Raw genomic sequence first — 11190 nt, 5'->3', positions numbered from 1 at the left:
CGGGGTGAGGCGGGGGATGCGGTTGGCGCCGCGGCAGCGCTCGAGGAGCTGCTGGCCGACCGGACGCGTGTGCTGGGCCCGGACCACCCCGACACCTTCACGACCCGGCATGATCTCGCCCGGTTCCGGGGTGAGGCGGGGGATGCGGTTGGCGCCGCGGCAGCGCTCGAGGAGCTGCTGGCCGACCGGACGCGTGTGCTGGGCCCGGACCACCCCGACACCCTCACCACCCGGGCTTGGCTCGCCCACTTGCGGGGTGAGGCGGGGGATGCGGTTGGCGCCGCGGCAGCGTACGAGGAGCTGCTGGCCGACCGGACGCGTGTGCTGGGCCCGGACCACCCCGACACCCTCACCACCCGGGCTTGGCTCGCCGAGTGGCGGGACAGAGAGCGCGGCTGTTGATCTATCGACCGATTGATGAGCAAGATCGGTAAGCGCTAGTGTGCGGCCGGATCAACGCCGGATTATGCCCATAAAACAGTGTCAGAAGATTGATGTGCTCAAGAACTTGAGGAGCACCCTTTTCTGTGCGATCTGGCGGGCGCAGCCACTCGAGGACGACGACACGGCCGATCTCCTCGCCCCCGTTCCGGCCGTAGGGATCGGTGGCTTCGACCGCGTAGCTGGCCCGGCAGCCGGTCAACCTATCCGCCTCGAACCACCCAAAGATCGGTTACGGGACAGCCCTTAGCGTCGCTTGCCACCGATCCAGAACAGGGCAATGTCGATGTCTCGTGCTGTCCAGCTCGGCCCGAAGGAACCCTTGTGTGTGAGGAGCTCGTCGAGAAGGTCCATGTAGCGGCCGTATCGTCCTGAGGTGTCGGTGAGTGTCAGCCCAAGCGATTCCAGTCCTCGCTGAGCTCGGCTGTCGTAGACGGCCATGCGATGTGGTGCTGCGGCAGTGAGGACCGCAGATGCCAGTGCGTCACCCTTGCAGAAGCCCGGCAGGGTGATCAGCGCGGCGCGGCCGGCCTGGGCGGCCTTCCCGCGGGACCTGGATGTGTCCCGAACGACTTCCATCGCTTGGCCGGTCGCCGCGCGAACTTGTGTGTCCGGTAGTCCCATCAAGGCAGAGGCCCAGCGGGTGCGGGCGGACAGTCGTTTCCAGACGACGAGTGCGCCTATGTCGAGCTTGCCGAGGCTGCCCGACTCCTCGGCTCGCTGCGCGACTTCCCACAGCACTTCGTCGTAGGTGGTCGACGTCGCAGCGTAGTAGGTCTCATGTGCGGAAATCAGGAGATTCCAGATGCGTTCGGTTTCGGATGTAGGCACTGTCCTTGACTCCTAGGTCTATTCTCGCTCGTTGTTAGCGATAGGTACGCGAGCCAGCGGGTTGATGACGTCGGTGTTGACGCGGTCTGAGTCAGACGTCCGAGCTGGGTGCTTCAGCAGGACCGCGCAGGCGAGCAGACGGTTCAGAGCGTCGGAGGCGGCCCGCATCGCCGACGGCATCCAGGCGCTCCCGGGCAGCGGCACCGTGGTGTGGTCCACGTACCAGTCCGCTCCATCAATGGCGAGATGTGCGTCGACCGTGAGCACCCCGGCCGAGACTCCGAACAGCTGCTGATAACGCTCCTGTTCATCGCCCGGTTTCCCACGCAGCACCACCTGCTGGCCTTGGGCCGCGAGGTGGGCGCTCAGCAGCCGGAACGCCGACTCCTCCTGCGGGCTGGCGGAGAACATATGCCACGGGCTCAGGTCTTGGGCCATGTCGCTCCTTCCGGAATCCTTCAGCGGTAGGCCCAGGGCCTGGTCACGTCGATGGCGTCGGTGTCGATGCGGAACACGAGACCATGGTGATCGCTCGCCTCGGCGGGAGTTGCGAGGACGTGGTAGTTCGAGACGGCGCCGGCCAGCGGGCCGGAGACCCATGCCTGGTCGATCCGGTCATCCGTTCCGGTCGGCGCGAGCAGGACCTCATCCTTCGTCTGCTCGAACAGGTGCCAGGCCACGTCGATGAAACCGTTGTGGGCGAGCTTGCGAGTGACCCGCCGGTCCGGTTCCAGCGCGTCGCCGGGGACGAAGTCGCCACTCGGAAGGAGGGTCCGGGAGCCAACGTTGTAGGGCCTCATCTCACTGAAGTCCGGCTGCGGGCTCCGGACCGAGGCGGGGGCGTAGTTCACGTCGCCGGCCAGGACGGCGAAGGGGCCGTACTTGTAGCCCCGGGTCGCGGCGTAGTTCGCCTCGATCAGGGCCTGCTCGGCGGAGAACGGGGTGAAGTGGACGGGCAGGAAGCTCAGCGGCGCGGGCAGCCCCGGGATTTCGAAGCTGGTGACGGCGAGTCCGTGCAGGGCCTCCTTGCCGAAGTCCGGGTTGTGGCGGGCCCAGGCCCCGAGGGACTCGGGCCGGAACAGCAGGCCGGTCCCGTAGCCGCTGCGCGAGGGCGCCAAAGGTGCGGCATCAAGGCCCAAGTCCTTCTTCGCTCGGGCGAGTTGCTTGTGCCCGTAGAGGTGCCAGCCGACGACCTCGCACAACATCACGACATCGACGTGATCGGCCCCGGCCACCTCGGCGGCGCCCTCAATGCGTTCGGCTAGCTTCGGCCACCTGTCTTCGGGGTTCCCGTCCCCGTCCTTCAGGCCGCCGTGTCCAAGGTTTTGGACGACCACTGTCAGATCCATCTCGTTCCCCTCCCGATTCGGATGTACTGCTGTGCCGCCCGTGCGGCGGTGGGTGGGGCCGGGCCCCACCCACCGGGCCTATCGCTGACGCACTACGCCTTTCGCTTCGATCAGCTCCGCCTCCAGTTCCGAGATCCGTCGATCCGCGAACCTAGAGTTGTCCCGGGCCGCGGCGAGCCGTTCCTGCAGCGAGCGCATCTCGCCGCTCAGTTCCTGGACCTTGCGGGTCAGTCCCGCGTGTTCGGTCATGATGCGGATCACGTCCTGATCCTGCCAGGGCGTGCTCAGGTCACGGACCTGGCCGAGCAGTTCACCGATCTGTCGACGCTGGGCCAGGATCTCGGCTTGGGCGGCTTTGAGGCCCTCTTCGGCGTTGAGCGCGCGTTCCTTCCAGGCCGCGTCGGCCGCTGCCTGCGAGGCCCTGTGGTCCTCGGCACGGCGACCGCTGGCTTTGAGCGCGGCCTGTTCGACCAGCGAGCGGGCTTCCGCCTGCTCGTAGAGGAAGGTGCGCGACACCCCGGCCTCGCGGGCGACCGCGGCCACCGTGATGGCGGTGCGGGACTTCAGCATGCGGACCAGGGCACCCCGGATGTCCTTGATCTTCTCCTGACTGCGCTCCTGGCGGGCCTTGAGGGCCTGGGCGGTGCGGGGAGCCGGCTGCGGGGCGGTCATGCCGGCACCCCCGCGGCCGGCTCCGCGAGAGATGGCTCCTCGCCCGGGGAGTTGAGCGAGGCCAGGTCCGAGGCGCGGAAGGCGGTGGACCACACCCGCTGGAAGTAGTCCTGTGGGCGGCGCAGGTCCAGGGCGAGTGCCTCCTGCAGTAGTCCCAGGCCGGCCAGTGCCCGTTCCAGGCCGTCGATCGCCCGTGCTGTGGGTTCGAAGACCTGGTGCAGGTAGTCGGCGGTCGCGCTGTCGGGTGCGCGCTCGGCAACGGAACGCCACTGGTCCCGCTTGCGGCGCCAGTAGAGCAGGTCGGCGCCGGACATGACGAACCGGTCGCAGCCCTCGCAGTTCAGTTTCCAGGGGCAGGCGCCGCCGTCGATGACCGGCTGGAAGGTGCAGAAGCCGCCCTCGGTCGGTGTACTGCGCCGCGACAGGTCCAGCGCCATGGCCTGGGCCTCAGCCCGGCTGAGCGGCTCGGCCGTGGAGGGCGAGGACAGGGGCCGTCCGGGAACGGCTGAGCCGGGGCCGCCGACCCAGACCGCCTGGAGCACGTCCTCGATCTCGGAGGTGGCGGCCTTCGCGTAGTGCTCGGCCATCCGCATGGAGATCTGTCCCATGTACTGCTTGATGTGGTGCATGCTGGCGCCGCTGCGAAGGAGCTTGGTGGCCAGGGTGTGACGGGCCTGGTGGGGGACGCACTGCCCTTGGATCTCCAGGCCCTGGACCCAGGAGCGGAAGCTGCTCTGGAACCAGCCGTAGGAGATCGAGCGCCGCAGGGCGGCGTTGCGGTTGCCGGACGGGAACAGGGCGATCTCGCGTCGCTCGGCGGTGCTCGGCATCCGGCCGTGCCGGTCCCGGAAGACCTGCAGGGTGAGCCGTTGGCGGTGCTGGATCACCTCGAAGATCCGCTCCGGGATGCGGATGGCCTCGTCCAGGTTGCCGACCTTGGTCTGGTCGTGCCAGAGCAGGGGCAGTCCGCCGTAGCGGCCGATGCAGTCCAGGCGCAGTTCGACGACCTCGTTGGCGCGGCGGCCGGTGAAGACGAGGGTCTCCCAGATGTCCCGCACCCCGCGGTCGTTGGGGTCGTACTCGGTGCGCAGGCGCTGGAGGTTGGTCTCGTCGGCCAGGGCCCGGGCGACGTCGTCGGTGAAGGGTGCGCGGGAGCGTTCGACGGGGCCGCCGCCGGTGGGCATGGCGCAGATGAACTCCCTGGACAGTCCGATCTGGTCCGCGGCCCCCGACTCCAGGGCCGCGCGGAGCATGTAGCGGCTGTAGTTGAAGACCTCGCGGCGTGAGTGTTCCGAGCAGATGCAGGGCTTCTTTTCGCGGTAGCGGTGCAGGCCCAGGGACGGGAGGCGGTCCCGGGCTCTGCGGCGCTGGTCGACAACGAAGGCGTCCATGTGGCCGGCCGTCAGCAGTCGGGGATCGTGACCTGCTTCCGGGGCGGCGATGGCCAGGAATGCGCTGAGTTCGACGGCCGCGCGCCGTGAGGCATCGAAGGGGCTGCCGCTGCGGGCGCCCCTGGGATCGCTCAGGCGTCCGGCGAGGCTGTCCCAGAGCAGATCGCGCAGCCACTTCTGCTTGACTCCGGTCAGGTCCAGGTGGCTGCGACGGTCCCCCTTCAGCCGGATGCCGAAGTGGTCGGTCTCGATGAACCCCGCCTCGCGGGAGTCCTCGCGCGTGAAGTAGACCAGGCGCAGATCGGCGCGGAACTCCTGCACGATCATGCGGGAGGTGTGGTTGCAGGAGTCGATGTCGATGTCGGCAACCGACTTCCATCCCTGCATGCGGCACTGGTGGACCAGGTCCTGCAGCCAGTGCATGGACCAGTAGCCGTAGTCGCGGCGCTGCGAGCGGGCGAACAGGCACCACTGGAACTCGGCTCGCAGCAGGGGCGACAGGCCGGGCAGGTTCAGCTGGCCAGGGCGGTAGGCCGCTCTGGCGTTCTCGCACCAGGCCCGGAACGCCGCTTCGTCGTCGTAGGCGAGCGGTACTGTCTCGCCTCGGTCCGATCGGACCTGCCATCGCTTGATGGCGGGCCGGGCACCGCCGGGCCTGCCCGCCGATGTGTAGCGCAGGTCGTGACTGAGGCACAGGCCCAGCGGACTGTGGGCCCACAGGTGGCAGACGGACACGACGCACCGGCCGAAGCTGGGGAACGGATTCTCCAGCGCGCACCACACCTCGAAGTCCGGGCTCTCTGCCGGTTCCTGTCGGGCGCGCATCCAGCGCCGGTAGTGGCGCTCGCACAGTTCTACCCAGTCGAGCTTGGACGGCCGGTGCCCGCAGACGCGGCAGTCGGGAGGGTCAACGTTCTTGGTCGCCTTCCTGGGTACGGCCGTCTGCTGATAGTCGTAGCGGGTCAGCTCGGGTTCGTTCTTCGCCCGCTTGCGGTACTCGTGCAGGTGCGCGGTGCACATGTCCTTCGCCCCACCGGCGCTGGCGGTCGCCCCCTCACAGCCGGGCACCGAACACCTCCAGCCGTAGACGGGGTGGTCCGGCGGGAACTTCACCAGGTCCTCGGTGAAGTAGCCGTCCACGGTGGGGCCGGCCAGCAGCGCGTTGAGGATCTCCAGCTGGTCGCGCAGCTGCCTGCGGTCCACCGGCTGAACGACGGGCAGCAGCGTCCGCGCGCTCATGCCTCACCCCAGACGCTGTGCAGGGCGGCCTCGAAGACAGGATCGTGGAGGTCGACGTGAGCGTAGATCTCGTCGACGACCTCGATCGAGGCCCAGCCGCCGGCGTCCCGGGCGACCACCAGGTTGCCGTTCGAAGCGTCCAGGACCGCGGTCGCGAAGGAATGCCGGAACATGTGGGGCCGAATCTTGCCGAGTCTCGCCCGGTTCCCGGCCCGGCCGAGCATCTTGCGGGCGCCCTCGGGCGCCAAGGGCATGCCGCGCTGCGGACCATGCAACTGGATCATGAGCATGCCGTGGTCGACGTCGCGTGGGTACTCGCCCGTCATGTAGTCGAAGTACGTGTGGATCATGGCCGGGCTCACCCGCTTGATCAGCCCGCCACGGACCACCCCGTCCTCCAGCACCCACGCGTACTTGGTCTTCGCTCGTGAGCGGTTGGCCAGCCCGTCCCGGTGGCAGACGTGGACGTGCGGGCCGCGGCACTCCCCGCAGGCCGCGTTCGCCCGCAGGTGCAGGTCGCTCAGATGTAGCCCGCACAGCTCGCCGACGCGGAAGCCCCCGTCGCCGAGCCAGTCCACCACCAGCCTGTCCCGGATCGCGTTGACGACCCGAAGCAGACGCTCGCGGGCCCCCTCCGGCAGCATCTTCGGGTGGCGCCGCCGGGTCCGCGGCGGCGCCAGCGGATTCGCGGCCAGGCTGCGGCTCACGTGTCCGAGGAACGCCCGGTTGCGGTCCGCCTTGGTCGGCAGCCGCCGCAGATCCAGGTGTCGCCCCAACTCACGGTTGCAGCCCAGGGCGGCCTGGTGCAGGTAGAAGCCCTTCAAGCACGACGCCGCGCCGACCAGAGCGCTGTTGCCGTACGGGGCCTTGCCGACCCGCCACGGCGACCCGAAGGGCATCGGCACCTCGGCACCCACCGCGCCCATGTACCTTTCAAGATCGCGGAACTGCACCTTTTCGACGGACAGCCCCTCGCTCTCCAGCCACCGCAGGTGGTCCACGAGGTAGTAGGCGTAGGTGCGGTCCGTCCCCTTCCCCTCAAACCTCACCAGGTACCGCTCCGCCACCGTGTGAACAGCCCCGCCTGGCTGGACGATCGTGTGCGACAGCCGCCCATCGCGATGATGGATCTCCTGAACCCGCAGGCGTCCCAGACACAACTTGCGTGCCACATGCCCTCCATACCGACCAACAGCGACATGGCGAACACCACGACGCCGGTCGGCAAACGAGAGCGGGGTGCCCGCGGTCACCGTCACCGCGAACGTCACGGACAGGTCGGCCTACGGCCGGAAAACTGCAGACACAGGACATCCGGGCCGACCTCGCGGATCGCGGTGACCCGGGCACTGAACCCCTTGGTGCCGACGTCGCGGGGGTGCAGCTTGTAGGCGTTGAGGTTCGCGACGGTGACGTGATCGTCGGCGTCCGGCGCGCCAGCGGCCTGCTGCTCGCTCACTTGCTCGCCCGCTCGGCGCCGGGCGTCTCGCTGCTGGTGAGGGGCCACCAGACCAGGGCCTTGTCGTCGCTGACCTTGTAGCGGGGCCAGCGCTGTCCGGCGGGATCCTCGTGCTCAGCGCTGGTGATGGCGTCGGCGACCGCCTGCGGCCCGTCCTCCCGGCACGCCTGGGCGAGTTCCTTCCAGGAGTACAGCCCGTACTCCTCGACGCCGGCCGAGATGCCGTCGGTGGCGATCAGGATCTCTGCCAGGTCGCTGGCTGGCCATGAGGCGGTGACCGCGCTGAGGCCAGCTTCGGGGTCGGCCTCGGCGATCCAATACCCGTCCGGGCTGCGGTTGACCACCGTGCCCTGGAAGTCGCGCAGCTCCTGGAGGATCTGGCGGTGCCGGTCGCCGAAGCCGTGCCCGGCTCGCAGGAGCTCGCGGTACTCCCGTGCCGCAGGCTGGGCGTCGACCAGCCGGGCGAGCCGGTCGTCGCGCACCGCGTGCAGCGTGCCGTCGCGGTCGATGGCGACGACGGGGCTGTCGCCGAGGACGGCCGCCTCAATCCGATCCGCCCGCCATCGCACGACCGCCACGGTGGAGGCCGGCGATGAACCGGGGACGAGCCCGTGGTTGGTGGCCACGGCCTGGATCGCGGCGGCGAGGACCCGGCGCAGGTCCATGTCCGTTTCCCGGGTGATGAGTTCGGCGATGGCCGTGCCGAGGGTGTCGGCGTACCAGCCGCCGCGGGGCTGGTCGTCGGTGACGGTGGAGACGCCGTCCAGGACGATCACGGCCTGGTCGGTGGTGACCACCTGGTCTTCGGTGGGGCGTCCGTGGCCGGCGAGTTCGCCGATACGGACAGTGGAGCCGCCCACCAGGGCCGTACGAGAACCGGCACTGGGATTGGTCTGCATGAAGAACTCCGGTGTGATCTGGACAGGTTCGGACGAATGTCAGTGCTGCGGCACGGTTGGGCCAGCGGGCCGACAGCCCGGGGCCCTCAACGGCCAAGGCCAGGTGGGGATTACCAGCCGTGCAGAGCGTCGGTGATCAGGGCGCGGGCGTCCTGCCCGTAGACGGCGGACTCCTGGAGCAGCCTGAACGCCCGGTGGAAGAGGCCGACGCGCTTGGGGTCGGTGATGGTCTCGCAGCCGCGGTAGCCCTCCACCTCCACGCGAGTGCCGTCGTGGATGCCGAAGCCGTTGCCGGGGTAGACATGCAGGCGGGCTCGGGCCGGGATGATTCCCAGCCGCAGGCCCGGCACGTCGAGGACGCCCAGCAGGTGCTGCAGTTGGGCGCGCATCACCTCGGCGCCGCCGATGCCGGTCAGCAGGGCCTGTTCTCCGAGCAGGACGTGGTCGGTCCGGCCGTCCTGCCCGAGGTAGCGGGCGCGGGCGGTGCGCTCGGCCGCGCCGGCCTGAGAGTCGTCGGGAAGCTGGTGCAGACGGGCGACCATGCACAGGACCTCCTGAGCGTACGCGGGAGTCTGCAGGTTGCCCCAGATCAGGTCGGGGCTGTGCCCGGCGTAGTCGCTGGTGGCGGCGGTGAGTTCGCGGAAGGCGCGCTGGATGTGCTCGGTGCCGCGGGCCAGCAGGTCGTCCCACGAGGCGGCGTCGGACGGCTGCGGCGTTTCAGGTGAGTTCGGTGCGCTCACTGGCTTCTCCCTGCTGGTCGGATCGGCTCGGATCGGGGACTACCGAGTGAGCGTGTCAGGCACTGGCGGTGGTCTGCTGGGGCAGGCGGTCGCCGAGGTCGTACTGGGCGGCTTGGAGGAGATAGCTCTCGCGGTAGCGCGTGGCCGGTTCCTGGGCCATGAGCTCGGAGTGGCTTCCCTGTTCTACGAGGCGGCCGTGGTCGAGGACGAAGATGCGGTCGGCCTTGGCGGTGGCGCCGAGGCGGTGGGTGATGAGGACGACGGTGACGCCGAGGGCCGTGAGCTGGCGGATCTGCTCGAACGCCTCGACCTCGGTTTCCGGGTCCATCGCCGACGTCGGCTCGTCGACCACCACGAGGGCGGGAAGCCGGCCGTGGGCATCCGGCGTGGTCAGACGCAGGCGAGTTCGGGCGAGGGCGACCTTCTGCCACTGGCCGCCCGAGAGGCCGACACCGCCCTCGAAGCCCTTGGCGACGAGGGTGTCCCAGCCGCGCGGCAGCTCCTCAACCACCGGGTGAAGGTCGGCGTAGTCGGCGGCGGCCTCCAGCTGCCGCTGCTCGCACGGGACTTCGGGGCGGCCGAGGAGCAGGTTGGCGCGCAGGGTGAAGGACCAGCGCTGGAAACTCTGGGCGAGCAGGGCGACGCTGCTGAAGAGCTGGTCGCGGTCGGCGGTCGCGGTGTCGATGCCGTCCCACCGGACGCGGCCGTGGTGTGGCTGGTAGACCCCGCAGAGGATGTTGGCCAGGGTGGACTTTCCCGAACCGTTGGCTCCCACCAGGGCGATGACCTTGCCCCGGGGGATGGTGAGGGTGACCTTGTCGAGCGCGGGGGTGTCGCGGCCGTCGTAGGTGAAGGAGACGTCCTCGACGGTGATCGTCTCGGGGCGCTCGGGCAGCGGCGTGCCGCCGGTGGGGATGGCCCGGCGGTGGCCCTCGCGGCGCAGCTGGTCGAGGTCGCGGACGAACAGCGACTCCTCGTACAGCTGGTTGATCTGGGAGACGAGGCCGCCGATGCTGGCCGAGCCGGTGCGGATGGCCACCACGGCGGTCCCGGCGGCGGCCAGCGGGATCGCTCCGTTCATGACGAGCGAGCCCAGCAAGGCGAAGGCGCAGACAGTGGCGGCGCCGGCAAGCGCCGCGGAAAGCAGGTCGGTACGGGCCCGTGCTCCGGCGAGGCGGCCCTGCTCCTGCTCGGCCGCGCGGGCCATCTGCTCGTAGTGGTGGAGGATGAACGGCCCGCAGGCGTGCACCCGAAGCTCGGCCGCGGAGTACGGGCGGATCAGCATGTCCGCCAGAGCGCTGCTGGCCCGGGAGTGCTGGAGCCAGGCCCGCCTGGAAGCGTAGTGGCGGCGGGCGGTGCGGACAGCTCCCCAGCCGCGCGGGGCGGTGATCAGCAGCAGCATGGGCAGCAGGGCGGGGTGGAGGACGGACAGGACACCGGCGGCGGAGACGAGGCCGAAGGTAGCGGTGAGGACGGAGGTGGCCTGGCCGATGATGCGCTGCAGCGACATCGCACCCCAGCGGGCGCTGTCCACCTCGGCGAGGAACTCGGAGTCTTCGATCGCCTCCAGCTCGGAGCGGCCGACGATGCCCAGGAACTCCATCGTGGCCTGGCGGAAGACCGCTGGTTCGAGCCTGCCTCCGGCCCAGCCGGAGGCGGCGGACAGCACCGAGGACAGGCCCGCTACCAATCCGACCATCACGATCGCCGGCGAGGCGGCTCGCAGCACGTCGGCGACATGGCCGGGGGCGAGCAGTGCGGCCAGGGCGTGGTTGGTGGCGATCAGCGCGAAAGCGGCGGCCAGGCCGCGCATCATCTCGGCGCTCACCAGGGTCAGCAGCGCCGCGCGGTCGGCCTGCCACGCCATACCTCCGGCTAGGCGCAGGAAGCGCGGCATCTGCCGGGCGACCGCCCAGAACGTCACCTCGCCGCTGGCCATCTCGTGCTTGGCCCAGCCGTAGTCGTAGCGCATCGGCCCGCCGAACAGCAGCTGCTCGCTGTCCGGCACGGAGTCCGTCGAGGTCTTGGGCGTGCTGGTCACATACTCCCTTTCGCAGAGGGGAACGCAGTGGTCGGGCGCCAGTGCCGTCAGGGTCCGGCGTAGCCGTGGGGCGACCGGTACGGATCGGGCAGGGTTGGACCGGTCTGCACCGTGCCGGGCGGGCGCCG

At 69.7% G+C, this 11190-nt stretch carries 11 protein-coding genes; 1 reads left to right on the top strand and 10 read right to left on the bottom strand.

Annotated features, from left to right (window positions below; translation table 11 throughout):
• A partial coding sequence (locus ACFQ6N_RS19060; protein ID WP_380650266.1) for a tetratricopeptide repeat protein occupies positions 1-402 on the top strand: 402 nt, incomplete at its 5' end.
• Between the two features lie 285 nt (positions 403-687).
• Here ACFQ6N_RS19060 and ACFQ6N_RS19055 read toward each other — a convergent pair.
• The 10 genes from ACFQ6N_RS19055 to ACFQ6N_RS19010 all read right to left on the bottom strand — a co-directional run bounded on the left by ACFQ6N_RS19055 (position 688) and on the right by ACFQ6N_RS19010 (position 11062).
• Entirely contained in the window at positions 688-1272 is a 585-nt protein-coding gene (locus ACFQ6N_RS19055) for a hypothetical protein (protein WP_380650265.1), read from the bottom strand.
• Positions 1273-1290: 18 nt separating this feature from the next.
• Complete coding sequence (locus ACFQ6N_RS19050; RefSeq protein ID WP_380650264.1) at positions 1291-1710, bottom strand: hypothetical protein; 420 nt, start codon at positions 1708-1710, stop codon at positions 1291-1293.
• 20 nt (positions 1711-1730) lie between these two features.
• Positions 1731-2621 carry an endonuclease/exonuclease/phosphatase family protein gene (locus tag ACFQ6N_RS19045; RefSeq protein WP_380650263.1) on the bottom strand — a complete coding sequence of 297 codons (891 nt, stop codon included), beginning with the start codon at positions 2619-2621 and terminating at the stop codon, positions 1731-1733.
• A 78-nt stretch (positions 2622-2699) separates the two neighbouring features.
• On the bottom strand, positions 2700-3293 hold the full coding sequence (locus tag ACFQ6N_RS19040) for a DUF6262 family protein (RefSeq protein WP_380650262.1): 594 nt from the start codon (positions 3291-3293) through the stop codon (positions 2700-2702).
• Positions 3290-5923: a tyrosine-type recombinase/integrase gene (locus ACFQ6N_RS19035; RefSeq protein WP_380650261.1), complete on the bottom strand. Its 2634-nt coding sequence runs from the start codon at positions 5921-5923 to the stop codon at positions 3290-3292. Before ACFQ6N_RS19035 ends, ACFQ6N_RS19040 begins: the two co-directional genes overlap by 4 nt.
• Entirely contained in the window at positions 5920-6972 is a 1053-nt protein-coding gene (locus ACFQ6N_RS19030) for a tyrosine-type recombinase/integrase (RefSeq protein WP_380650260.1), read from the bottom strand. The genes ACFQ6N_RS19035 and ACFQ6N_RS19030 overlap by 4 nt, the downstream gene beginning before the upstream one ends.
• A gap of 218 nt (positions 6973-7190) precedes the next feature.
• A complete protein-coding gene (locus ACFQ6N_RS19025; RefSeq protein ID WP_380650259.1) occupies positions 7191-7382 on the bottom strand; it encodes a hypothetical protein in 192 nt (63 codons plus the stop codon).
• Positions 7379-8281, bottom strand: a complete 903-nt coding sequence (locus ACFQ6N_RS19020) for a protein phosphatase 2C domain-containing protein (RefSeq protein ID WP_380650258.1) — start codon at positions 8279-8281, stop codon at positions 7379-7381. The genes ACFQ6N_RS19025 and ACFQ6N_RS19020 overlap by 4 nt, the downstream gene beginning before the upstream one ends.
• Positions 8282-8391: 110 nt before the next feature.
• Positions 8392-9021 carry a DUF5753 domain-containing protein gene (locus tag ACFQ6N_RS19015; RefSeq protein WP_380650257.1) on the bottom strand — a complete coding sequence of 210 codons (630 nt, stop codon included), beginning with the start codon at positions 9019-9021 and terminating at the stop codon, positions 8392-8394.
• Positions 9022-9076: 55 nt separating this feature from the next.
• Positions 9077-11062 (bottom strand): ABC transporter ATP-binding protein, encoded by a 1986-nt coding sequence (locus ACFQ6N_RS19010; protein WP_380650256.1) that lies wholly within the window; start codon positions 11060-11062, stop codon positions 9077-9079.
• Positions 11063-11190: the final 128 nt, after the last annotated feature.

The organism is Kitasatospora sp. NPDC056446 (genome assembly GCF_042796115.1).
Taxonomy (GTDB): domain Bacteria; phylum Actinomycetota; class Actinomycetes; order Streptomycetales; family Streptomycetaceae; genus Kitasatospora.
Note: the sequence above shows the minus strand (reverse complement) of the source record. Positions and strands in the feature narration are given on the sequence as shown.